The 22,789-nt window shown below is 63.3% G+C and carries 18 protein-coding genes; 10 read left to right on the top strand and 8 right to left on the bottom strand.

Going from position 1 to position 22,789, the window contains the following annotated elements:
* The first annotated feature begins 378 nt into the window (after positions 1 to 378).
* Together ACMLHZ_RS01345 and ACMLHZ_RS01340 are read left to right on the top strand one after the other, a co-directional pair.
* The gene (locus ACMLHZ_RS01345; protein WP_418666017.1) at positions 379 to 852 is read left to right on the top strand and encodes an NfeD family protein; all 474 of its coding nucleotides are present in this window, start codon (positions 379 to 381) and stop codon (positions 850 to 852) included.
* Between the two features lie 32 nt (positions 853 to 884).
* Positions 885 to 1,787 (top strand): SPFH domain-containing protein, encoded by a 903-nt coding sequence (locus tag ACMLHZ_RS01340; RefSeq protein ID WP_418666016.1) that lies wholly within the window; start codon positions 885 to 887, stop codon positions 1,785 to 1,787.
* A gap of 127 nt (positions 1,788 to 1,914) precedes the next feature.
* On the opposite strand, the gene ACMLHZ_RS01335 is transcribed toward ACMLHZ_RS01340, so the two are convergent.
* Both ACMLHZ_RS01335 and ACMLHZ_RS01330 read right to left on the bottom strand, forming a co-directional pair.
* A complete protein-coding gene (locus tag ACMLHZ_RS01335) occupies positions 1,915 to 3,189 on the bottom strand; it encodes a cation:proton antiporter (protein WP_418666015.1) in 1,275 nt (424 codons plus the stop codon).
* A gap of 95 nt (positions 3,190 to 3,284) precedes the next feature.
* On the bottom strand, positions 3,285 to 4,280 hold the full coding sequence (locus tag ACMLHZ_RS01330; RefSeq protein ID WP_418666014.1) for a zinc dependent phospholipase C family protein: 996 nt from the start codon (positions 4,278 to 4,280) through the stop codon (positions 3,285 to 3,287).
* A gap of 258 nt (positions 4,281 to 4,538) precedes the next feature.
* Here ACMLHZ_RS01330 and ACMLHZ_RS01325 point away from each other — a divergent pair, with 258 nt between their 5' ends.
* The 3 genes from ACMLHZ_RS01325 (at position 4,539) to gpmI (ending at position 8,205) form a co-directional block, all read left to right on the top strand.
* Positions 4,539 to 5,747, top strand: a complete 1,209-nt coding sequence (locus tag ACMLHZ_RS01325) for a phosphoglycerate kinase (RefSeq protein ID WP_418666013.1) — start codon at positions 4,539 to 4,541, stop codon at positions 5,745 to 5,747.
* A gap of 83 nt (positions 5,748 to 5,830) precedes the next feature.
* Positions 5,831 to 6,598, top strand: a complete 768-nt coding sequence (gene tpiA, locus ACMLHZ_RS01320) for a triose-phosphate isomerase (protein WP_418666012.1) — start codon at positions 5,831 to 5,833, stop codon at positions 6,596 to 6,598.
* Positions 6,599 to 6,684: 86 nt separating this feature from the next.
* Positions 6,685 to 8,205 (top strand): 2,3-bisphosphoglycerate-independent phosphoglycerate mutase, encoded by a 1,521-nt coding sequence (gene gpmI, locus ACMLHZ_RS01315; protein ID WP_418666011.1) that lies wholly within the window; start codon positions 6,685 to 6,687, stop codon positions 8,203 to 8,205.
* 77 nt (positions 8,206 to 8,282) lie between these two features.
* On the opposite strand, the gene ACMLHZ_RS01310 is transcribed toward gpmI, so the two are convergent.
* From ACMLHZ_RS01310 to ACMLHZ_RS01285, 6 genes are all read right to left on the bottom strand, one after another.
* Positions 8,283 to 11,012, bottom strand: a complete 2,730-nt coding sequence (locus ACMLHZ_RS01310) for an ATP-binding protein (protein ID WP_418666010.1) — start codon at positions 11,010 to 11,012, stop codon at positions 8,283 to 8,285.
* Between the two features lie 174 nt (positions 11,013 to 11,186).
* Positions 11,187 to 11,432: a hypothetical protein gene (locus tag ACMLHZ_RS01305; RefSeq protein WP_418666009.1), complete on the bottom strand. Its 246-nt coding sequence runs from the start codon at positions 11,430 to 11,432 to the stop codon at positions 11,187 to 11,189.
* A 126-nt stretch (positions 11,433 to 11,558) separates the two neighbouring features.
* Positions 11,559 to 12,374 (bottom strand): DUF4118 domain-containing protein, encoded by an 816-nt coding sequence (locus ACMLHZ_RS01300; protein ID WP_418666008.1) that lies wholly within the window; start codon positions 12,372 to 12,374, stop codon positions 11,559 to 11,561.
* Positions 12,371 to 13,894 (bottom strand): TrkH family potassium uptake protein, encoded by a 1,524-nt coding sequence (locus tag ACMLHZ_RS01295; protein WP_418666007.1) that lies wholly within the window; start codon positions 13,892 to 13,894, stop codon positions 12,371 to 12,373. The genes ACMLHZ_RS01300 and ACMLHZ_RS01295 overlap by 4 nt, the downstream gene beginning before the upstream one ends.
* Positions 13,884 to 14,561: a potassium channel family protein gene (locus ACMLHZ_RS01290; RefSeq protein ID WP_418666006.1), complete on the bottom strand. Its 678-nt coding sequence runs from the start codon at positions 14,559 to 14,561 to the stop codon at positions 13,884 to 13,886. The genes ACMLHZ_RS01295 and ACMLHZ_RS01290 overlap by 11 nt, the downstream gene beginning before the upstream one ends.
* Positions 14,558 to 15,019, bottom strand: coding sequence for a potassium channel family protein (locus ACMLHZ_RS01285; RefSeq protein WP_418666005.1), 462 nt, complete (start codon positions 15,017 to 15,019; stop codon positions 14,558 to 14,560). Before ACMLHZ_RS01285 ends, ACMLHZ_RS01290 begins: the two co-directional genes overlap by 4 nt.
* 460 nt (positions 15,020 to 15,479) lie before the next feature.
* Between ACMLHZ_RS01285 and kdpA the strand changes: the two genes are divergently transcribed.
* From kdpA to ACMLHZ_RS01260, 5 genes are all read left to right on the top strand, one after another.
* Positions 15,480 to 17,222: a potassium-transporting ATPase subunit KdpA gene (gene kdpA / locus ACMLHZ_RS01280; protein WP_418666004.1), complete on the top strand. Its 1,743-nt coding sequence runs from the start codon at positions 15,480 to 15,482 to the stop codon at positions 17,220 to 17,222.
* Between the two features lie 13 nt (positions 17,223 to 17,235).
* Positions 17,236 to 19,305, top strand: a complete 2,070-nt coding sequence (gene kdpB, locus ACMLHZ_RS01275) for a potassium-transporting ATPase subunit KdpB (protein ID WP_418666003.1) — start codon at positions 17,236 to 17,238, stop codon at positions 19,303 to 19,305.
* 22 nt (positions 19,306 to 19,327) lie between these two features.
* Entirely contained in the window at positions 19,328 to 19,933 is a 606-nt protein-coding gene (gene kdpC / locus ACMLHZ_RS01270; protein ID WP_418666002.1) for a potassium-transporting ATPase subunit KdpC, read from the top strand.
* A gap of 306 nt (positions 19,934 to 20,239) precedes the next feature.
* Complete coding sequence (locus ACMLHZ_RS01265) at positions 20,240 to 21,823, top strand: sensor histidine kinase (protein ID WP_418666001.1); 1,584 nt, start codon at positions 20,240 to 20,242, stop codon at positions 21,821 to 21,823.
* Positions 21,816 to 22,547, top strand: a complete 732-nt coding sequence (locus ACMLHZ_RS01260; protein ID WP_418666000.1) for a response regulator — start codon at positions 21,816 to 21,818, stop codon at positions 22,545 to 22,547. The genes ACMLHZ_RS01265 and ACMLHZ_RS01260 overlap by 8 nt, the downstream gene beginning before the upstream one ends.
* The last annotated feature ends 242 nt before the right edge of the window (positions 22,548 to 22,789 follow it).

Below are 22,789 nucleotides of genomic sequence, written 5' to 3'. Positions count from 1 at the left end.
GCCACCCCCACCGCCCGCGCCCTGCACCAGCGGGTCTTTGGCCATTCCCCCGCCGCGGGCGGCTGCGCCGCCTGTTCCTTCTGCCCCAAACCCTGACCCTTTTCCACACCCCAATCGCCGCTTTACCCCCACCCCCCGGCGCCCGTTCCCCGGGTTCAGGGCGCTCTGTGATCCCCCTGGGCGCGCCCTGCTTCGCCCCGGCTCCCCTGGCTATGCCCGGGCCACCCCCTGCCCGCAAAAACCCCAAAAAGGCGAAAATTCGGCTTTTTTGACAGATTTAGGCCTTTGTGTTCCGTTTTAATATCTGATAGAATATCAATAAAGGAACTTCCTTTACCTTCAAAACAGGCGGCGCGCGCCGCCGGAGAGGAGAACGCCATGCAAATCTGGCTTGTTTCGCCCTTGACCTCCATTCTTTTGTGGAGCATCCTGCTGGCGGTGTTCGTGGTGGTGGAAATGGCCACCGTAAACCTGGTAACCGTGTGGTTCGCCGTGGGTTCCCTGGCCGCCCTCATCTCCAGTGCGTTCACCCGCAGCCTTTTGGTGCAGGTGGTCGTGTTCCTGGTGGTAACCGCCGTCGCCCTGGCCGTCAGCAAACCTTTTATGGACAAAGCCCGCCACATGCGCCCCGCCGCCCCTGTGGGGCTCGAGCGCAACCTGGGCCGCCAGGCCACCGTGGTGCAGCCCGTTCGCCCGGAACTGCCGGGCCGCGTGCAGCTCGACGGGGTGGACTGGACCGCCGTGTGCGAGACCGGGCTGGCTGAGGGCGATCTGTGCATCGTCACCGGCATCAGCGGCACCACCCTGCGGGTGGAACCCATGCGGCAGCCCGCGCATTCAACCGAAGTATGAAGTATAAAAACAAAGTATCATAGGAGGTAATTATGTTCTGGTTCATTCTCATCCCCATCCTGGTGATCTTCCTGATCCTTCTCATCAGCTGCATCTGCATCGTACCCCAGGCCACCGCTTACGTGGTGGAGTGGCTGGGCGTTTACCAGGCCACCTGGCCCGCCGGCCTCAAGTTCAAGGTTCCGTTCCTGATGCGGGTCGCCAAAAAGGTAAGCCTGAAGGAGCAGGTGGTGGACTTTAAGCCCCAGCCGGTCATCACCCGCGACAACGTGACCATGCAGATCGACACCGTGGTGTTCTTCCAGGTCACCGACGCCAAGCTCTTTACCTACGGCGTCGAGCGCCCCATGGCCGCCATCGAAAACCTCACCGCCACCACCCTGCGCAACATCATCGGCGACATGGAGCTGGACCACACCCTCACCAGCCGCGACATCATCAACACCAAAATCACCGCCATTCTGGACCAGGCCACCGACAAGTGGGGCATCAAGGTCAACCGGGTCGAGGTTAAAAACATCATTCCCCCCGCCGAAATCCAGGACGCCATGGAAAAGCAGATGAAGGCCGAGCGCCAGCGCCGCGAGAGCATCCTGCGGGCCGAGGGCGAAAAGCGCAGCGCCATCCTGGTGGCCGAGGGCGAAAAGGAGAGCGCCATCCTGCGGGCCGATGCCGTGCGCGAACAGCGCATCCGCGAGGCCCAGGGCGAGGCCCAGGCCATCATGGAGGTGCAGACCGCCCTGGCCGACTCCATCAAGCTGCTGAACGAGGCCGCCCCCACCGACAAGGTGCTGGCCATCAAGAGCCTGGAAGCCCTGGCCAAAGTGGCCGACGGCAAGGCCACCAAGCTCATCATCCCCAGCGACATGCAGAATCTGGCCGGCATGGTGGCCTCCATCAAGGAAATGGTCACCGACGACAGCGCCAAAAAGTAACCAAATCCGTTTTCGCCCGGCCCCGTACAGGGCCGGGCATTTTTATCCAAAAAATCAGCGGCTTTGCGCCTGGGGCCCCGTGCGGGCCACGGCAAAAAAGCGGGGCCCTTCCGCCCCGCTTTTTGGTTTATCCCTCTTTATTTTGTTCTTCTTCCCCTTGCCCGTTTTCCTCCGGCTCTTCCCGCGGCGGGGCGGGATTTTCCGGCCCAATGGCCCCCACCAGCCGCAGCGCCCCTTTGGCGCAGGCCGGGCCGATCATCTCGTACAGCACGCTGGACGACAAAATAATCGCCGCCAGCATCGCCCCATATTCGGCGGGCAGGATGCGCTGTCCCAGCGCCGCCAGGCCAATCGCCACCCCCGCCTGGGGCACCAGCGCCAGCCCCAAAAACCGCCGCACCCCCTTGGATGCGCCGGTGACCCGGGCCCCCAGCCAGGCCCCCAGGTACTTGCCGGCAATGCGCACAAAAAAGTATCCAATGCCAATCAGCCCCGCCGTGCGCAGCATTCCAAGATCCAGCCTCATGCCCGACAGCACAAAGAACAGCAGCAGAATGGGCGGTGAAAAATGGTTCACCTGCTTGAACAATTGCTTGTTGTCGATCAGGTTCACATACACCGCGCCCATCATCATGCAGGCCAGCAGGGGCGACACATCCAAAAGATCGCACACACCCGCCAGTGCAAAAATCACCGCGTTCACCAAAATCAGCCGGTGATCCTTGGAGCGCCCGTCGGTGATAATCCTTTTCAGCAGCGCGCCGCAGCCCGCCCCCAGCGCCAGCGCCGCTGCGTTTGCCGCCAGCGGCAGCACCAGGGTCTTCCAGTCCAGCGCCGGGCCGCCGCCCGCAAGGCCGCCAGCCACCGCCGCGCACACGCTGAACGCCGCCAGCGACACCGCGTCGTCCAGCGCGGCCACCTGCAAAAGGGTGTCCACAAATTCGCCCTTGGCGTGGTACTGGCGAATGGTCATAATGGTGGATGCCGGCGCGGTGGCCGAGCCGATGGCCCCCAGCAGCAGCGCAAAGGGCACCGGCAGCCGGAACACAAAGATCATGGTCAGCGCCACGGCCGCCGCCGCCAGCAGCGCCTCGGCCAGCGTGATTACAAAAATGCGGCGGGCGCTGGCCCGCAGCAGGCTCAGCTTGAAATACTTGCCCACGCCGAAGGCGATGTAGGCCAGGGCAATGTCGGTCACAAACTCCATGCCCTGGGTCACGGCGGCAGGCACAAGGTTCAGCACATAGGGCCCCAGCAAAATGCCCGCAAGAATGTAGCCGGTCACGTCCGGCAAATGCAGCCGCTTGGTGATCCGGGTCATGCCAAAGCCCCCCAGCAGCATCACCGCCAGGCTTAAAATAACCTGCGAGGGGCCGCTCGCAATGCGCGAAAGAAACTCCATGCCGCGCGCCTTCTTTCCAGTAAGATGCACCCATTTTAAACACTTTGCACAAAAAAATCAAATCGGGGCAAAGCTTTGCCCGCCCCGCCCGCTTTTCATGGCCCTTTTTCCTGCACCGGCAGCGCCTCGCCCGCCGCCACCGCCCGCTCCAGCCGCTGAAACGCCGGCCCCAGCACCCGGTCGTCGTGGTAATTCGTGTCACCGGTCATGGCCAAAAACCGCGCCGCGTCGCTCATCTGCGGCAGCAGCCACACTGCCAGGCGCAGCCCTTTTTGAAACAGCTCGTCAAAGCTGGCGGTAAACACCCTGTGCCGGTGCCAGGGGTCGCTCCAGGTCCGGTGGGCAAAGTTGAGCGGGTCCCCAAACCCCGCCGGCTCGTCGGTGATGAACTTGGTCGAAAGCAGCGGGAACTTGAAGGTGCGGTTTTCAAACCGCTCCACCTTGCCCCTGCGGGTGGCCTCCGGGTCCCGCAAAAGGCGGCTCTCCACCGCCGCCAGATACAGCGCCCGCCGCACAAACAGCGGGTGAAACGGCGCCCGGTGGAACAAATCCCCCAGCGTGCCGTCCAAAACGCGGGCCAGGTAGGCCGCCAGGGGGCCGCGCTCGGGCAGGGGCAGCCGGAACACCACATCCTGCGGCAGCTCGCTGTGGGAGAGGTCCCACTCCTGCCGCAAATACCAGGCGTCAATCGCTCCCTCCAGCGCGGCGTGGCGGCCGTAATAGGCGGCGCTGGGGCTTTGGGGATCGTAATCGGTGCGGGCATACACAAAGGTGTGGCACACGCTGTCGCACACGTAATGGCAGTAAGCCCCGGCCAGATACGCAAGGCAAAGCGGTTTTTCCGGCCCCTCGGGCAGCTGGGCAAAGCCCTGTTCAAAAAAGCGCTTGACCCGGTTGTTGTGCAGGTAGGCCCCCAGGTTGTGGTGGCTCCACAGCGCCATTCTGAAAAAGTTGTAGCTGAACAGATCCGGTCCCTGGCACCCCAGGTAAAAAGCCCGGGGGTATTTGCGGGCCGCGGCGCGCACCTGCCCCTCGGGCAGCGCCCGCAGCGCCCGCGCGCCGAACACACAGTGGGTCACAAAGCCCGGCATCGCCCTTCCCCCTTTCCGTCTTATTCTAACCATACCACCTCCCGGCAAAAAAAATCATAAAAACTTTGTAAATATTTTATGGCCGCACGCCGCGCCCTCTGTTTTTGTGCAAGTTTCGGGGCTTTCTCGTTAAAAGCTTCACAGCAAAAACCTTGCGAAACAGCCGCCGATTGATTATAATAAGGGCAGGCGTTTCCATCCCCCCGCGCCCCGCGCGCGGGCGGGAGAGTTTTTAGAATGCGAGAGGAGAAAGAAAAAATGGGTTTAGGCAAAAAGACCGTTGAGGAACTGGATGTTCGCGGCAAGCGCGTACTGGTGCGCTGCGATTTCAACGTGCCCATGAAGGAGGGCGTCATCACCAACGATAACCGCATCGTTGCGGCGCTGCCCACCATCAAAAAACTGATCGAAAACGGCGGCAAGGTGATCCTGTGCAGCCACCTGGGCAAGCCCAAGAACGGCCCCGAGGAAAAATTCAGCCTGGCCCCTGTGGCGGTGCGGCTGGCAGAGCTTCTGGGCAAGCCCGTCACCTTTGCCGGCGACGACGCCGTGGTGGGCGAAAATGCAAAGGCCGCCGTGGCCGCCATGCAGCCCGGCGACGTGGTGCTGCTGCAGAACACCCGTTTCCGCAAAGAGGAGACTAAAAACCTGCCCGAGTTCAGCCAGGATCTGGCCTCGCTTGCCGACTGCTATGTAAACGATGCCTTTGGCAGCGCGCACCGCGCCCATTGCTCCACCGCCGGCGTGACCGATTACATCAAAGACACCGCCGTGGGCTACCTGATGGAAAAGGAGATCCGCTATCTGGGCAACGCCGTGAACGACCCTGTGCGCCCCTTCACCGCCATCCTGGGCGGCGCCAAGGTGGCCGACAAGCTCAACGTGATCGACAACCTGCTGAACAAGGTCGACACCCTGATCATCGGCGGCGGCATGGCCTACACCTTCCTGGCCGCCAAGGGCTACGAAGTGGGCACCAGCCTGGTCGACGGCGAAAAGATCGACTACTGCAGGGACATGATGAAAAAGGCCGAAGAGAAGGGCGTCCAGCTGCTGCTGCCGGTCGATACCGTCGTGACCGCCGCCTTCCCCGACCCCATCGACGGCCCCGTGGCGGTCGAGACCGTGGCCTCCAGCGCCATCCCGGCCGATAAAATGGGCCTCGACATCGGCGAAAAGACCCAGACCCTGTTTGCCGACGCCGTAAAGGCCAGCAAGACCGTGGTCTGGAACGGCCCCATGGGCGTGTTTGAAAACCCGATCCTGGCGGCCGGCACCCTGGCCGTCGCCAAGGCCATGGCCGAGGCCGACGCCACCACCGTGATCGGCGGCGGCGACTCCGCCGCGGCTGTCATGCAGCTTGGCTTTGGCGACAAGATGACCCACATCTCCACCGGCGGCGGCGCGAGCCTCGAGTATCTGGAGGGCAAAGAGCTGCCCGGCATCGCCTGCATCCAGAACGCCTGATCCAAAACGCCTCAGCCGCGCCGCGCGGCTGGGGCATTTTCCGCCCAAAAGCGGCCATTTTATATAAAGAGAGGAAACCGATCATGGATAAACAGAACCGCAAGGCGATCATCGCCGGCAACTGGAAAATGAACAAAACCGCCACCGAGGCCGCCCAGCTCATCGACGCGCTCATTCCCGCCGTAAAGGGCGCGGGGTGCGAGGTTGTCATCTGCACCCCCTTCACCAGCCTTGCCGCCGCCGTGGAAAAGACCCGGGGCACCAACCTGCATGTGGGCGCCGAGAACGTGCACTTTGAAAAGAGCGGCGCCTACACCGGCGAGATCAGCGCCGACATGCTGGTCGACCTGGGCGTGGAATACGTCATCACCGGCCACTCCGAGCGCCGGCAGTACTTTGCCGAAACCGATGAAACCGTGAACAAGCGCACCAGGGCCGCCCTGGCCGCGGGCCTGAAGGTCATTGTGTGCGTGGGCGAAAACCTGGCCCAGCGCGAGCAGGGTGTCACCGAAGAGCTGGTGCGCCTGCAGACCAAGATCGCCCTGGGCGGCGTTTCGGCCGAAGAGATGAAAAACGTGGTCATCGCCTACGAGCCCGTGTGGGCCATCGGCACCGGCCGCACCGCCACCAGCGAGCAGGCGCAGGAGGTCTGCGCCGCCATCCGCAAGGTCCTGGCCGAGCTGTACGGCCAGGCGGTGGCCACCGCCACCACCGTGCAGTACGGCGGCAGCATGAACGCGGCCAACGCCGACGAGCTGCTGGCAAAGCCCGACGTGGACGGCGGCCTCATCGGTGGCGCTTCTCTTAAAGCGGATGCCTTTGCCGCCATTGTAGCCGCGGCCGGCAAATAACCCTCCTCCCCGCTTTTCCGGTGCGCCGCCTGCCCTTCGCGGCGGGCGGCGCACTTTATTTTCCAAACAACGAAGGAGTAACGTTTATGTCCAAACAACCTCTCATGCTCTGCATCCTCGACGGCTTCGGCTGGGTGCCCGAAAAGGCCGACGGCAACGCCATCGTGGCCGCCAACACCCCGAATCTCGACAGGCTCTTCGCCACCTGCCCCTACACCACCATCGGCGCCTCCGGCATGGACGTTGGCCTGCCCGACGGCCAGATGGGCAACAGCGAGGTGGGCCACACCAACATCGGCGCGGGCCGCATCGTGTACCAGGAGCTCACCCGCATCACCAAAGCCATTCAGGACGGCTCCATCCGTGAAAACGAGGCCATTGTGGGGGCCATGAAGGCCGCCGTCCAGGGCGGCAAAGCCATTCATCTGATGGGCCTTCTCTCCGCGGGCGGCGTGCACAGCCACATCCAGCATCTGTTCGGCCTGCTGGACCTGGCAAAGGACCTGGGCGCCACCCAGCTGTACGTGCACGCCATCATGGATGGCCGCGACGTCCCGCCCGATTCCGGCAAGGGCTACATCCAGCAGCTCCAGCAAAAGCTGACCGAGCTGGGTGTGGGCAAAATCGCCACCATCACCGGCCGCTACTACGCCATGGACCGGGACAACCGCTGGGACCGGGTCGAAAAGGCCTACGCCGCCTTCGTGTACGGCCAGGGCGACCAGGGCAGCCCGGTGGAGGTCATGGAAAAAAGCTATGCCGCCGGCGTGACCGACGAGTTTGTGATCCCCGCCGTCACCTGCCGGGGCGGCCGGGTTTCGGCGGGCGACACCGTGATCTTCTTCAACTTCCGCCCCGACCGCGCGCGGGAGATCACCCGCACCTTTGTCGACGACGCTTTCACCGGCTTTGAGCGCCGCTTCGGCCGCTTCCCGGTCAACTACGTCTGCTTCACCCAATACGACGTCACCATGCCCAACGTGCAGGTGGCCTTCAAGCCCCAGTCCCTCACCCATGTCATGGGCGAGTATCTGGCCGAAAAAGGCCTCACCCAGCTGCGCATCGCCGAGACCGAAAAGTACGCCCATGTGACCTTCTTCTTCAACGGCGGCGTCGAGGCGCCCTTCCAGGGCGAGGACCGGGCCCTCATCCCCAGCCCCAAGGTCGCCACCTATGATCTCCAGCCCGAAATGAGCGCCTACCTCGTGGCCGACGAGTGTGTCCAGCGCATCCAGAGCGGCAAATACGACGTCATCATCCTGAACTTTGCCAACTGCGACATGGTGGGTCACACCGGCGTGTTCGAGGCGGCGGTCAAGGCCGTCGAGGCTGTGGACGAGTGCGCGGGCCGGGTCATCGGCGCGGTGCTGGCCGCGGGCGGCAAGGTGCTGCTCACCGCCGACCACGGCAACGCCGACCAGATGCGCGAGCCAGACGGCGCGCCCTTTACCGCCCACACCACCAACCCCGTGCCTTTCCTGGTGGCCGGCGCGGGCAATGTGACCCTGCGCCAGGGCGGCGTTCTGGCCGATATCGCTCCCACCATGTTAAAGCTCCTGGGCCTGCCCCAGCCCCCGGAAATGACCGGCTCCAGCATCATCGAATAAGCCTTCGTCCCGTTATTACACCAAGGGAGGGCGGAACCGCAATCAGCGGTTCCGCCCTCCCTTTTGCTTTGGCGGTTTCATGCTCCCTTCTGCCCGCCGCTTTCACGCTCGGCGGGCGGCGGGTCCACGGCGGGCAGGGTGAAAAAGAACACCGTGCCATGGGGCAGGTTGTCCCCCACGCCGATGGTGCCCCCGTGCGCCTCCACAATCGAGCGGCACAGCGACAGGCCGATCCCCAGCCCCCTGCGCCCGTCGCCGTGCTTGGCCTCGGCGGTGTAAAACATCTCAAACAGTTTCTCCCTGGCCCCGGGCGGAATGCCCGGCCCGTCGTCAGCCACTTCCAGTCGCACCATGGCCCCGTCGCGCCGGGCACTGATCTCGATCCGGCTGCCGGGCGGGGTATATTTCACGGCGTTGTCCGCCAGGTTTACCAGCACCTGCGCGATGAGCTGGGGGTCCATCCTTGCCATCAGCATTTCCCCCTGCACCGAAAGCTTAACGGCATGTTCGCCGCTGTGCCGGCTCAGGTGGCGCAGCGCTTCCTGGGCCACCTCCTCCACCAGCTCCGCCTCCAGCGAGAGCTGCACGCTGCCGTTCTCAATGCGGGTGACCGCAAGCACATTCTCCACCAGCCGCATCAGCCACATGGAATCGTCGTATATGTCGGCATACAGCCGCTGCTTTTTCTCCTCCTTCAGGCCCGGGGCCCCGCGCATCAGAATGTTCGCATTGCCCGAAATGCCGGTCAGCGGGGTGCGCAGGTCGTGCGAGATGGCGCGCAAAAGGTTTGCCCGCAGCTGTTCCTGCCGCGCCTGAGCAAGCATTTCGCTGCGCGCTGCGGCCGCCTGCCTGTGCTCCAGCGCCAGCGCGAATTCGTTCAGCATCGCCAGCAGCAGGTTCCGGTCATACACCTCCAGCGCCTCCCCGGCGCTCAGCGAAACGCCCACCACCGCAAACACGCTGGCCTGGCTGCGCACCGCCAGGTACAGGCATTTCGCTCCGGGCAGCGTGTCGGTGGTGGCGCCCGCGTGCTTGTTGTTCCTGTACACCCACGCGGCCACCGCCTGTTCGTCGGCCGTGGTGTAGGGTGAAACGTCCGGGGCTGCGCCCTGCACGGTAAACACGGCCGGCGGCCCCAGCCCTTCCTTCCCGGCCAGATAAACGCAGACGGTGCGGCCCAGCAGGCGCAGGATCTGCCGCCCCATCTTGCGGGCCAGCTCGGCCTGGGTGTCGCCCTGCTGCAGCTGCTGGCTGGTCTCCAGCAGCACCTCGGTGCGGTAGGCTTTCAGCGCCGACTGGCGGGCCTGCCTGTGCACCCGCACTGTGAGGGTGCTGGTAATCAAAGACGCCGCAAACATAATGACGAACGTGACCGCATAGCCCGGGTCCGTAAACTCCAGGGTAAAATAGGGCGCGGTAAAAAAGAAATTGAACAGCGCCACGCTCAAAAGCGAGGCTGCCGCCCCGTACACACGGCTCGCGGTGCAGGCCGAAATGAACAGCACGCCCAAAATGAACACCGTTATAATATTCGCTTCACCCAGGCCGGCGGCGGCAAATCCCAGGGCCCCCAAAACAGTCCCCGCCAGAATGCCCGCTGTCTTCAGGGTGTCTTTCCAGGTAAGTTTTTCCCATGCTCTGCTCTGCGCGCGGCGCCCGCGGCAGGGCGGCAGCGTGTCCGGGATGATGTAGATGTCCAGGTTGGGTGCAAGCGCCGTAAGCTGTTCCACCAATGTGGGTCTGGGCAGCAGGCGGCCGCGTTTTGCGCCCGAGCGGCCCAACACGATCTTCGAAACCCCGCTCACCCGGGCATACTCGGCGATCTGGGCGGCCACCTCGCTGCCGTACACGGTTGCGATCTGCGCGCCCAGCTGTTCGGCCAGCCGCAGGTTCCCCCGCAGGCGGTCCCGGTTTTTTCCGTCCAGCTCCCGGGTGTCCGGTGTTTCCACAAACAGCGCGGTAAAGCGGCCGTGAAACGCATTTGAAAGCCGCGCGGCGGTGCGGATGACCTTCGCGTTGGAAGGCGAGGAGGACAGGCAGATCAGAATATGCTCATCGGTATAATAGCCGGCTCCTGCCTCCCTGCCTTTTTCCGCGCTGCGGTTCACCCGGTCGGCCGTGCGCCGCAGTGCGATCTCCCGCAGGGCCACCAGGTTCTCCCTGGTAAAAAAATGCCCCAGAGCCCGGCGCGCCTGGTTTGCCCGGTAAATTTTCCCCTGTTCCAGCCGCGCCAGCAATTCGTCCGGCTCAATGTCCACCAGCTCCACCTGGTCGGCCCGGTCGAACACGCTGTCCGGCACCCGCTCCCGCACGATCACGCCGGTAATGGAGGCCACGATATCGTTCAGGCTCTCAATGTGCTGCACATTTACCGTGGTATACACGTCGATGCCCGCCGCCAGCAGCTCCTCAATGTCCTGATACCGTTTGCGGTGGCGGCAGCCCTCTGCATTGGTGTGGGCCAGCTCGTCCACCAGGATCAGCGCCGGCCGCCGTGCAATGGCCCCGTCCAGGTCAAACTCCCGCAGCGCAACTTCCTTGTGGAGCAGCTCCCGCGGCGGCAGCTGCTCCAGCCCGTCCAGCAGCGCCAGGGTGTCGGGCCGGGTGTGGGGCTCAATGTAGCCTGCCACCACGTCGGTCCCGGCGGCCCCGGCGGCATGTGCCGCCTCCAACATGGCATAGGTCTTGCCCACGCCCGCGGCGTAGCCGAAAAAGATCTTCAGCTTCCCGGTGCGCCGCGCCCCATCGCGCTCCTGCCGGTTTACCTTCTGCAGCAGCAGGTCCGGGTCCGGCCTCGCGTCCTGCATCCAAAGCTCCCCCTTTCCCGTCCGTTTGGCGCCGCGCTTGCCGCCGCGCCTTATTTGAATGCCGGCTGTGCCGCCCGCAGTGCAAAAACCAGCCGCACCGCACAAGCAGCGCCCCGCGGAACAGCCTTTCCTGCGGGGCGCTGTACACATGGAAACTGATCTGCCGCTTGTATTTCACAGCAGCAAGGGCAGCGAAAAAACAAACGCGGCCGCCGCCACGGCAAGCACCACCAGCAGCGGGCACACAACAAAGCCCGCAAACCAAAACGCCGCCGGGTGTGCGTCCAGGTAGCTACCCAACCGGCCAAGCGCCGTGCCAAACAGCGGGGCGGGCGCACCGCGCCGCAATTTTTTGAACGGCAGGCGCCGTTTTCCTTTGCCCGCGTATGCAATCTGAAGGGCAGCCTGTGTGGTCATCATGATAAAACGCCTCCTGCGAAAGGTTCTTTCCCTTTTGCAGTTTCAGTGTACCACGGATGCCGTGAATGTGCCGTTAAGGTGTTTTTAACCGCGCTAAGATTTTATAAAAACAGCATTAAGGCGCTGTTAAGCTCTGTTCCCAGGCTCGCTTTCCGCTCCCAGCTCCCGCTCCAGGGCCAGCCCCATCTGCGAAAGAATGGTGCCGATATACACCCTCTGTTCCTCTTCGATCCCTTTGTTTTGGCACAGGATGCCCATCACCCCCAGCACTCTGCCCGTGCCCTTGATGGGCAGGTAACTCCAGGCGTCCTCGCTGTAAAAAGCGGTGCCCGCGCCGCAGGGCGTGTTGTTTACATAACACCATTTTGCAAGGGTGTCCGCACCGATCACCCCGGGATCCTTGTATTGGGCGGCCACATAGTAGGGCCGCGAAAGGGCGCCCGGCCCTTCCGCCACATACACCACGCAGGGCTCGCCCCGCAGCCCGTACAGGCTGCGCACCCCGTAGTACAGGATATTCTCCAGCCCGCACAGGTTCAGGTACCCGCTGCTGATCTCAAACAGGGCCTGGGTCCGCCGCACCAGCCGGTCGGCCAGCACGATCTGTGCCTGCAGGCGGGTTACCAACATGGAGGTCAGCAGCGCGATCACCAAAAAAATGCCCATGGTGAGCAGCTGGTTGGGGTCGCTCACCCGCAGGGTATACAGCGGTTCGGTAAACAAAAAGTTGAACAGCGCCACGCTCAGCAGCGAGGCGGCCAGGCTCAGCAGATACCCCTGTGTTTCGATTGTGAGAATAATGACCCCCGTCAGGTAAACCATCAGGCAGTTCTCCGGCCTTGCCCCCAGCTCCCGCAGCGCCAGTGCCAACAGGGTGCACAGCCCCACGATCAGCACGGATTTTGCAAGATTTTTTACCCCTGCGCCTTTTCTGCCCTTCATTTCCATCCTCTTTTCCTCACCCTTGCCAAGGTGCCCAAAAGCCCGCTCTTCGCGTCCCCGGCCGTGCGGATCACCGCAAGGAATACCACATAGATTTCCAGCCGCCCCAGCAGCATGCCGGCGGTTTCAGTCCAAAGCACCGCCGCGGGCGCGTCGTAGGCCGTGATCCCGGTGGACAGCCCCACCGTTCCCAGGGCAGACGAAAACTCAAACATGCAGTCTGCCAGCGGGTAGCCAAAGCAGCTCAGCACAAAGCTGCCCAGCACAAATACCATCAGGTACAGCAGAATAAAGCTGCTCACCTCGCTGCGGCCCCGCCTGTCCAGCGTTTCCACGCCGTCCGGCCGCCGCACGGCGTGGGTGCGCACCACCCGCCGGTGGTCCAGCTTCTCCCGCAGGGTCCACAGCGCGTCCTTCAGCATAATGCACACACGGAACTGTTTGATTCCGCCCGCCGTCGAGCCGGTGCCCCCGCCCGCCAGCATCAGCAGGATCATGCTCAGCAGCAGCGGCGCGGGCCAGCCCCCAAAGCCCGGCACCGACTGGAAGCCGGTGGTGGTCAGGCAGCTCACCGTCTGGAACAGCCCGTCGCGCACAGCGCGGGGCAAAGCGTCCGCCAGCCCTCCCGCCAGCAGCAGCCCTGCCAGCAGCGGCGTAAAAAGCGCTGTGGCAAACAGCGAAAAGCGCACCTCGCAATACCCAAAAAAGTTTTTCAGCCTGCCCCGCAAAAGGTACAGGTGCGCCAAAAAGTTTGTGCTTCCCAGCAGCATCAACAGCACGGTCACCAGCTCGATGGCGGGGCTGTCGTAATACCCGATGCTCTCGGCGCGGGTGGAGAACCCGCCCGTGCTCAGCGCGGCGATCGAGTGGTTGAGCGCGTCGAACCAACCCATGCCGAACACCATGTACAGCGCCGTGCCCGCCAGGATATAGCCCGCATAGATCGCCAGGATCGTGCGCGCCGAGGCCGCCAGGTTCGGCAGCAGCCGGTCCGGGTGGCCCTCGGCGCTGTAAAGCCGCATGCCGCAGCTGTCCGACAAAACGCACAGCATCACCAGCACCAGCCCCACGCCCCCGAAAAACAGCATGACGCTGCGGTATAAAAGAAAAATATGGGGCGTTTGGGTCACATCCACCACCGACAGCCCGGTGGTACTCCAGCCGCTGGTGCACTCGAACACCGCCTGGGTAAAATTGTACCGCCCCGTCAGCACAAAGGGCGCCGCGCACAATAAAATGGCCAGCACCCATGCGCCCACCACGATCACCGTGTCCTGGTGCTTGTGCAGCCGGCCATGCTCCCGCCCGCGCAGGTGCAGCCCAAGCATATACCCCATCAGAATGGCTGCCGTGCCCGGCAAAACAAAATATTTTGCCTCTCCGGCCTCCTCCGGATAGGCCGCCAGCACCACCAGCGGCAGCAGGATCACCCCGCCGATCAGCATCAGGATTACGCCCAGATATCCCAGGATGAGCGGCCAGCCCTCCAGCGGGCTTTCCCGCGCACGCTCATTTTTCATGCTCCTTCCCCTCTCCCGTGACCACCCGGATCACATGCTCCTGCCGCTCCGGCGCACACAGCACCAGCAGCTTGTCGCGGGGCTGGATCACGGTTTTCCCCTGGGGCGCCAGCATGTCCACCCCCCGCAGGATGCAGCTGATCACAATGTTTTCCCCCAGAGGCAGTTCCATAATGCGCCTGCCCGCCACCGGGGCGCCCGGCTCCACCAGCAATTCGGTGAGCACCAGGCGGCCGTGCTCCACCGAGAGGCTGCTCACCAGGCTCTCCACCGTCGACGCCTGCTCGATCATCTCCGCCACCATCCAGGTGGCGCTGATGGCCGTGTTTACCCCCAGCTTTTGGAATACTGCCACGTTCTTGGGGTTTGCCACCACCGCCACCGTCTTGCGCACATGGTACAGGCGCTTTGCGGTCTGGCAGATCACCAGGTTGTCCGCGTCCAGCGGCCGCAGCGCGATCAGGATGTCAAAGCCGTCGATCTCGGCGTCGTCCAGCACATAGCGCTTGCAGGCGTCCCCCTGCACCACCGGGATGCCGTGGGTGCGCGAGAGGTACCCGCAGTAGGCCGGGTCGTCGTTGATCACCACCAGCCGGTGTTTTTTGCCCAGCAGTGAGCGAATCAAAAAATCCGCCTTGGTTTTGCCCCCCGCAATCGCGATCCTCATGCCCTTTCCTCCCCCCATCGGGCCAGGGGCCCCTCTGCGCCCTCGCGGATCAAAAGGCCGCTCCGGTAAAATTCCTGCAGCGAAAGCTCTGCCGGGCAGATCACATGCACCCCCAGCCCCTCCACCAGATATTCCAGCTCCGGGTCCTCAAAGCGCGCGTACACCTGCCCCAGCCCGTACAGCCGGGCGGCGATCTGGGCGATCATGCAGTTCACATTGTCGTTTTCGGTCACGGCCGCCAGCAGTGCCGCCCGGCCGATCCCCGCGGCTTCCAGTACGTCCGGGTCCGTGGCGTCCCCCTGCACCTCAAAGCCGCTGAAATCGGCGGCCAACCGGCGGAAGGCCGCAGCGTCCCGGTCCACCACCGTCACCCGGTGCCCGCACTTGCACAGCATGCCCGCCAGATTCGATCCCAGCCGGCCGCAGCCCGCCACCAGGATTTGATTTGTTTTTTTCATTCCAATGCCTCCCGCCCTTTGCGCGGCGATCTTGTTACACAGCCCAGTATACCTCTGCAAAGGTTAGCGCACCGTTATACTTTTTTGCCCCGCATTAAGATTTTGTTAACGCCCCCCGCATCAACAAAATCTTAATCCCCGCGGCATGATTCCTCAAACCCCCTTAACCGGCTTGAGGCTGCTTTTAAAAAGCCGAAAGCTGGCCTGGGTTAGCATCTTTCCCCTTATCCCCCAAGCTTTGTGCAATCTTAACGTCTTGGGCCCTACCTTTATCGGCATCTTAACCAAAGCCGTGCTATAACTGGTTCCATGGCAAGCGCCTGCTCCGCCCCGGGCGGAGCCCCCAACGATTGAGAAAGAGGTGAACCGGAAGTATGAGTGTTGTGATTGCGCTCATTGGCGCTGTGGCCCTGGCCATGCTGGGATATCTGATCTATGTCCTATTCAGAGGTGATAACACATGACAAATCAAATTCTTCAATATGCCCTGTACATTATGATTCTGGTGGGGCTTGCCATCCCCCTGGGGCGGTACATGTACAAGGTGATGGTGGGCGAAAAGACCTTCCTTTCCCGCGTGCTGCAGCCGGTGGAAAGCGGCCTCTGCCGCCTCTGCCGCATCGATCCCGGCGAGCAGATGAGCTGGAAAAAATACGCGTTGGCGGTGGGGCTGTTCAGCGCGTTCGGCTTTCTGTTCCTGTTCCTTTTAAATCTTCTGCAAGGCTTTTTGCCTCTGAACCCCGAGGGGATTCCCGGCTGTTCGTGGCATCTTTCCTTTAACACCACGGCCAGCTTTGTCACCAATACCAACTGGCAGGCCTATTCCGGCGAGCTGCAATTGTCCTATCTCACCCAAATGCTGGGCCTCACGGTGCAGAACTTCGTGTCGGCGGCCAGCGGCATCGCGGTGCTGTTCGCACTGATTCGGGGCTTTGTAAAGATCAAACAAAAAGGCCTTGGGAATTTTTGGGCCGATCTTGTGCGCATCACCCTTTACATCCTGATCCCCTTGTCCATCGTGGTGGCTGTGGTCATCGCCTCCCAGGGTGTGCCCCAAACCCTCTCTGCCTACGACACGGTGGACCTTCTGGAGCCTGTAACGTTGGAGGACGGCACCCTTGTCACCCAGCAGGTCATCCCTCTGGGCCCGGCCGCCAGCCAGATCGCCATCAAGCAGCTGGGCACCAACGGCGGCGGTTTTTTTGGGGTGAACTCGGCGCATCCGTTCGAAAACCCGAACGCCCTTTCCAACCTGTTCCAGATGATCTCGCTGCTGCTCATCCCGGTGGCCTGCTGCTTCACCTTCGGCCGCGGCGTAAAGGATAAGCGCCAGGGCCGCGCACTGTTTGCGGCCATGCTCATTCTGCTGGCGGTATTTTTGGCCATCGCCGCCTTTTCCGAGGCGGCAGGCACCCCGCAGCTCGCACAGGGCGGCCGGGTCGACCTCTCGGCCGGCAGCCAGCAGGCCGGCGGCAACATGGAGGGCAAAGAAACCCGCTTCGGCATTGCCGCCTCCACCACCTGGAGCGTGTTCACCACGGCGGCCTCGAACGGCTCGGTCAACTCCATGCACGACAGCTACACCCCCTTCGGCGGCTTTGTACAGATGCTCCAGATGGAGCTGGGCGAGGTGGTGTTCGGCGGCGTGGGCTGCGGGCTGTACGGCATGATCGGCTTCGCGATCCTGACCGTTTTCATCGCCGGGCTCATGGTGGGCCGCACCCCCGAATACCTGGGCAAAAAGATCGAGCCGCGCGAGATGCGCATGGCGGTGCTGGTGTGCCTGGCAACGCCGGTGGCGATCCTGGTGGGCGCGGGGCTCGCCTCGGCGCTGCCCGAAACGGCGGCCTCGCTGAATAACCCTGGCGCCCACGGCTTCTCAGAAATTCTGTACGCCTACTCTTCGGCGGGCGGCAACAACGGCTCGGCCTTTGCGGGCTTTAACGCCAACACGCCCTTTTTAAACGTGTCCATCGGCCTGGTGATGCTGTTCGTGCGCTTTGTGCCCCTGTTCGCCACCCTGGCCATTGCGGGGTCTCTGGCAGAAAAAAAGGCCGTGGCCGTGAGCGTGGGCACCCTGCCCACCCACGACGCGCGCTTTGTGTTCCTGCTCATCCTCATTGTGCTGCTGGTGGGCGCGCTGAGCTTCTTCCCGGCGCTGGCCCTCGGGCCCATCGCCGAGTTCTTCCAGATGATCGCATAAAGGAGTTGATACTATGCCTTCCAAGACCAAAAGCCCCTTTGTAACGCGGGAACTGGCAGGCCGTGCCGTGCGGGACGCATTTGCAAAGCTTGCGCCCAAAACACAGCTGAAAAATCCGGTCATGTTCCTGGTATATGTCTCCGCCTTCCTCACCACCGGGCTGTATATCTGCTCCCTCTTCGGCACAGCGGATGCCCGCCCGGCCTTTATCCTGGCCGTAGCTCTGATTTTATGGCTCACGGTGCTCTTCGCAAACTTTGCCGAAGCCATTGCCGAGGGCCGCGGCAAGGCCCAGGCCGACGCGCTGCGTGCCGCCAGGCAGGACGTAACGGCAAACAAGCTTTCCTCCCCCGCGGCGCGGGATGCCGTACAGCGCGTGCCCGGCGCCAGCCTTGTGAAAGGCGATTGCGTTCTGGTGAACGCGGGCGAACAGATCCCGGCCGACGGCGAGGTGATCGAGGGCGCCGCCTCGGTGGACGAGAGCGCCATCACCGGCGAATCCGCGCCCGTAATCCGCGAATCCGGCGGTGACCGCAGTGCCGTGACCGGCGGCACCACCGTCATTTCCGACTGGCTGGTGGTGCGCGTCACCAGTGGGCCCGGCGAGAGCTTCCTGGATAAAATGATCGCCATGGTGGAGGGTGCGGCCCGCAAAAAAACCCCCAACGAGATCGCGCTGGAGATCCTGCTGGTGGCCCTCACCATCATCTTCCTTTTGGTGACCGTGTCGCTCTTTCCCTTTTCCCAGTTCTCGGCCGGTCAGGCCGGCATGGCGAACCCCACCTCCATCACCGCGCTGGTGGCGCTGCTGGTGTGCCTGGCTCCCACCACCATCGGCGCGCTGCTGTCGGCCATCGGCATCGCGGGCATGAGCCGCCTGAATCAGGCCAACGTGCTGGCCATGAGCGGCCGCGCCATCGAGGCCGCGGGCGACGTGGACACCCTTCTGCTGGATAAGACCGGCACCATCACCCTGGGCAACCGGCAGGCCTGCGAGTTTATTCCGGTGGACGGCGTCCCCGCCGCCAAGCTAGCCGATGCGGCGCAGCTCTCCTCCCTTGCGGACGAAACGCCCGAGGGCCGCAGCGTGGTGATCCTGGCGAAGGAACAGTTCAGCCTGCGGGGCCGCAGCATGAGCGAATTGCACACCAGCTTTATCCCCTTTTCGGCCAAAACCCGCATGAGCGGCGTGGACTGTGAGGAGGGCGAGGTGCGCAAGGGCGCGGCGGATGCCGTAAAGGCTTACGTGCAGTCGAAGGGCGGCGCTTTTTCCCAGGAGTGCGAAGCCGCGGTGGAGCGCATCGCCCGCGAGGGCGGCACCCCGCTGGTGGTGGCCAAAAACGGCCGTGTGCTGGGCGTCATACACCTGAAAGACATCGTCAAGCAGGGCGTGAAGGAAAAATTTGCGGACCTGCGCAAAATGGGCATCCGGACCGTGATGATCACCGGCGACAACCCCCTCACCGCCAGCGCCATTGCGGCGGAGGCGGGCGTAGACGACTTTTTGGCCCAGGCGACCCCCGAGGGCAAGCTGCATATGATCCGCCAGCTGCAGGCCAAGGGCCACCTGGTGGCCATGACCGGCGACGGCACCAACGACGCTCCCGCCCTGGCCCAGGCCGACGTGGCTGTTGCCATGAACACTGGCACCCAGGCCGCCAAGGAGGCCGGCAACATGGTGGACCTGGATTCCTCGCCCACCAAACTGATCGACATTGTGCGCATCGGCAAGCAGCTGCTCATGACCCGGGGCTCGCTCACCACCTTCAGCATTGCGAACGACGTGGCAAAGTATTTCGCCATCCTTCCCGCGCTGTTCATGGGGCTGTATCCGGGCCTTGCGGCGCTCAACATCATGCACCTGGCCAGCGCCGAGAGCGCCATCCTGTCCGCCATCATTTACAACGCGCTCATCATCGTGGCCCTCATCCCGCTTGCGCTGCGGGGCGTCAAATACCGCGAGGTCCCGGCCGGCAAGCTGCTCTCACGCAACCTGCTCATTTATGGCCTGGGCGGCATCGCGGCGCCCTTCGCGGCCATCAAACTCATCGACATGTTCCTTGTGGGCTTCGGCCTGGTATAAAGCGAAAGGAGAATTCCGAACCATGAAAACCTTTAAAAGGTATACCCTGCGGGCGCTGCTGCTCTGTGTGGTTCTCACCCTGCTGTGCGGCCTGGTCTACCCCCTGCTCATCACCGGCATTGCTCAGCTCGCCTTCCCCCAAAAAGCGAACGGCAGCATCATCGAAGTGGGCGGCAAAAAGTACGGCAGCACCCTGCTGGCACAGCAGTTCACCGGCGATGAATATATGTGGGGGCGCATTATGAACCTGAACACCTCCGCCTTTTACAGCAACGAGGGCGTCCCCCTGCTCTACTCCGGCCCCTCCAACAAGACCCCCGCGGGCGAAGAGCTGGAGCAGCTCGTGGCCGGGCGCGTGGCCAAAATCGAGGCCGCCCACCCCGACAAGGCGGGCCAGCCCATCCCGGTAGACCTGGTCACCAGCTCCGGCTCGGGGCTCGACCCCCACATTTCACCGGCCGCGGCCGAGTACCAGGTGGGCCGCATTGCCGCCCAGCGCGGCATCCCGGAAAGCGAGGTGCGGGCCGTAGTGGAACGTTACACCCAGGGCCGCTTTTTGGGCCTGTTCGGCGAGCCCACCGTAAATGTTCTGGAAGTCAACCTTGCGCTGGACGGCATACTGCGATGACCCCTCGTCCGGCAGGCCGGGGCCGCCGGACGACTGCATTTTTTAAAGAGCGTTCTCTTATGCTCTGCCGTTTCAGGGCCGCGCGGTCCAGGGGCAGCTTCCATGTATCGAGGTTCACCCCGGGAATTTCTGTTGTGGCCGAAAAGCCCCGGCCCCTTTTCTTAACGCTGTCTTAACACCTCACGGCAATTCTTTATGCCATGCAAATCCTCCCCTGCTGACATTTGCGCCGGATGCGTTTATAATAATTAAGGAAACTTGCCGGGCAGCGCTGCGGCGCGGACATGGCAGACACAGGAGGGAAACATGGGCAATTGGTGGCAGCGGCCCGGCCCGATGCCGGGGAACGAGCGTCTGAGAGAGGTTCTCCCCCTTTCCTGTCGGGACCTTGCAAAGACCGTCGGCATCCTGTTGGCGGCCTCGCTGATTGGGCTGCTTTTCTACCACGCGGGCATCACCGAGGCGAACATCGTCACCATGTATCTGCTGGCGGTGCTGTGCACGGCGCTTGCCACCAACGGCCGGCTGTACGGCATTCTGGCCTCGGTGGCAAGTGTTCTGGTGTTCAACTATCTGTTCACGGTCCCCCGGTTCACCCTCAAATTCAACGATGTGAGCCGCTATTCCGTCACCTTTCTGGTCATGTTCATTGCCGCCTGCATCACCAGCACCCTCACTATGCGGGTCAAGGCGCAGGCCCGGCAGGCCACCCGCAAGGCGTACCGCAGCGAGCTGCTGCTCAAAACCAGCCAGGCGCTGCAGCGGGCCGAGGGCGAGGCGCAGATCCTCTGTGTGGCCGCAGAGCATCTCTCCAAGCTGTTGAGGGCCAGCGTGTTGCTCTATCCCGTTGCGGGCGGCGCACTGCAGGAGCCCCTGTTCTGCCCCTTCGGCGCCGATGGCCGGCCGCGCTTCGCCTCCCCGGCCGACCAGCGCGCCGCGGCCGCCGTGCTGGAACACGGCGGGCAGGCGGGCGCCTTCACGAACGTCTGCCCCGGCGCCGGGTGCCTGTACATGGCGGTGGGGGCGGGGGTGCCCCCCCGCGCGGTGGCGGGTGTGGCGGTGCCGGCCGGCCATTCCCCGGACGCCTTCGACCGCAACCTCATGGAAGCTCTGCTGAACGAGTGCGCACTGGCGCTGGAAAAGGAACGCATCGGCCGTGAAAAAGCCGGGATCGAACTCAGGGCACAGCAGGAGCAGCTGCGCTCGAACCTGCTGCGCACCATCTCCCACGACCTTCGCACCCCCCTCACCAGCATTTCGGGCAACGCGGGGGTCCTCCTTCAAAATTCCAGTGTGCTGGGCGAAGCCCAAAAGCGGCGCCTTTATATGGATATTTCCGACGACTCGCTCTGGCTCATCCAGCTTGTGGAAAACCTGTTCTCCATCACCCGGCTGGAAAACGGGGCGCTGAACCTGCGCCTGCAGCCCGAGCTTTTGGAGGAGGTGATCGGCGAGGCGCTGCAGCACCTGAACCGCCGGTGTTCCGAGCATCCGCTCTCGGTGCAGCTGGAGGGTGATCTGCTCATGGCAAAGATGGATTCGCGGCTCATCACCCAGGTTTTTATCAACATCGTGAACAACGCCGTCAAGTACACGCCTCCCGGCGCCGGCATCACCATCAGCGCCCGGCGGGAGGGCGGTATGGTGCGGGTGGAGATCGCCGACACAGGCCCCGGCATCCCCGAACAGGCGCGGGCAAAGCTGTTCGACATGTTTTTTACGGCGGGCAGCGCCGGCGGCGACGCCCGCCGCGGGCTCGGCCTCGGCCTTGCGCTGTGCCGCTCCATCGTGGAGGCCCACGGCGGCTCCATCGGGGTTCGCCCCAACCAGCCGCACGGCTCGGTTTTCTTCTTCACTTTACAGGCAGAGGACGTGGAACATTATGAATAAAGCAAAAATTCTTGTGGTCGAAGACGACCGCGCCATCCGCAACCTTATCACCACCACCCTTGAAACCCAGGACTATCAGTACCACACGGCGGCAAAGGGCAGCGAAGCCCTGCTCGAAGCGGTTTCGTTCCAGCCGGACGTCATGCTGCTGGATCTTGGCCTGCCGGATATGGACGGCGTCTCCATCATCGAAAAGGTACGCAGCTGGTCGGCCCTGCCCATCATCGTCGTCAGTGCCCGCAGCGAGGACCGCGACAAGATCGACGCGCTGGACGCCGGCGCCGACGATTATCTGACCAAGCCCTTCAGCGTGGATGAGCTCCTGGCCCGGCTGCGGGTGGCCCTTCGGCGGGCCCGGCAGGACGCCGGTCCCGCGGGCAGCCCGGAGGCCGTTTTCACCAATGGCGAACTCACAATTGATTATGCCGCCGGCTGTACCTACCTGGCTGGCAGCGAGATTCACCTGACCCCCATCGAATATAAGCTGCTGTGCCTGCTGGCCAAAAACGTGGGCAAGGTGCTCACCCACAATTACATCCTGCGCCAGGTGTGGGGCAGCGCCCTTCCGGGCGACACCCCCTCCCTGCGGGTATTCATGGCCACCCTGCGCAAAAAGATCGAACCTGTGCCCGCCCAGCCCAAATACATCCAGACCCACGTGGGCGTGGGCTACCGCATGCTGCGCATCCCCGAAGGCGGGCCGGCCGCTCCGCTGGGGGAATAACCCTTCAAAAACAAACAGCCGCGCCGCCGTTCTCTCACAGAACAGCGGCGCGGCCGGGTCTATTGTGGGCAGGTTTTCAGAACTTTACCAGCTGCTTTGCGTCGTCCTGCCGGTCAAACAGGATGGCGCTGATGTGATCCAGGTAAATCAGGGCCAGGCGCTTGCCGGTGTCGGCGCTGAAGCTCTCGTTCAGGTCGGGCATGGCCTCGTACACCGCGGCGTAGGCCTCGGGGCTGCGGTCA

Origin of the sequence: Allofournierella sp. (assembly GCF_048388525.1) — a bacterium.
Lineage (GTDB): Bacteria > Bacillota > Clostridia > Oscillospirales > Ruminococcaceae > BQOK01.
The sequence above is the reverse complement of the archived record's forward strand: the minus strand, read 5'-3'. Positions and strand labels throughout refer to the sequence as shown.

Excerpts from the sequence above, each read along its gene's own strand:
- ACMLHZ_RS01345 (WP_418666017.1), top strand. The coding sequence starts at position 379 with ATGCAAATCTGGCTTGTTTCGCCCTTGACCTCCATTCTTTTGTGGAGC.
- ACMLHZ_RS01340 (WP_418666016.1), top strand. The coding sequence starts at position 885 with ATGTTCTGGTTCATTCTCATCCCCATCCTGGTGATCTTCCTGATCCTT.
- ACMLHZ_RS01335 (WP_418666015.1), bottom strand. The coding sequence starts at position 3,189 with ATGGAGTTTCTTTCGCGCATTGCGAGCGGCCCCTCGCAGGTTATTTTA.
- ACMLHZ_RS01330 (WP_418666014.1), bottom strand. The coding sequence starts at position 4,280 with ATGCCGGGCTTTGTGACCCACTGTGTGTTCGGCGCGCGGGCGCTGCGG.
- ACMLHZ_RS01325 (WP_418666013.1), top strand. The coding sequence starts at position 4,539 with ATGGGTTTAGGCAAAAAGACCGTTGAGGAACTGGATGTTCGCGGCAAG.
- tpiA (WP_418666012.1), top strand. The coding sequence starts at position 5,831 with ATGGATAAACAGAACCGCAAGGCGATCATCGCCGGCAACTGGAAAATG.
- gpmI (WP_418666011.1), top strand. The coding sequence starts at position 6,685 with ATGTCCAAACAACCTCTCATGCTCTGCATCCTCGACGGCTTCGGCTGG.
- ACMLHZ_RS01310 (WP_418666010.1), bottom strand. The coding sequence starts at position 11,012 with ATGCAGGACGCGAGGCCGGACCCGGACCTGCTGCTGCAGAAGGTAAAC.
- ACMLHZ_RS01305 (WP_418666009.1), bottom strand. The coding sequence starts at position 11,432 with ATGATGACCACACAGGCTGCCCTTCAGATTGCATACGCGGGCAAAGGA.
- ACMLHZ_RS01300 (WP_418666008.1), bottom strand. The coding sequence starts at position 12,374 with ATGAAGGGCAGAAAAGGCGCAGGGGTAAAAAATCTTGCAAAATCCGTG.
- ACMLHZ_RS01295 (WP_418666007.1), bottom strand. The coding sequence starts at position 13,894 with ATGAAAAATGAGCGTGCGCGGGAAAGCCCGCTGGAGGGCTGGCCGCTC.
- ACMLHZ_RS01290 (WP_418666006.1), bottom strand. The coding sequence starts at position 14,561 with ATGAGGATCGCGATTGCGGGGGGCAAAACCAAGGCGGATTTTTTGATT.
- ACMLHZ_RS01285 (WP_418666005.1), bottom strand. The coding sequence starts at position 15,019 with ATGAAAAAAACAAATCAAATCCTGGTGGCGGGCTGCGGCCGGCTGGGA.
- kdpA (WP_418666004.1), top strand. The coding sequence starts at position 15,480 with ATGACAAATCAAATTCTTCAATATGCCCTGTACATTATGATTCTGGTG.
- kdpB (WP_418666003.1), top strand. The coding sequence starts at position 17,236 with ATGCCTTCCAAGACCAAAAGCCCCTTTGTAACGCGGGAACTGGCAGGC.
- kdpC (WP_418666002.1), top strand. The coding sequence starts at position 19,328 with ATGAAAACCTTTAAAAGGTATACCCTGCGGGCGCTGCTGCTCTGTGTG.
- ACMLHZ_RS01265 (WP_418666001.1), top strand. The coding sequence starts at position 20,240 with ATGGGCAATTGGTGGCAGCGGCCCGGCCCGATGCCGGGGAACGAGCGT.
- ACMLHZ_RS01260 (WP_418666000.1), top strand. The coding sequence starts at position 21,816 with ATGAATAAAGCAAAAATTCTTGTGGTCGAAGACGACCGCGCCATCCGC.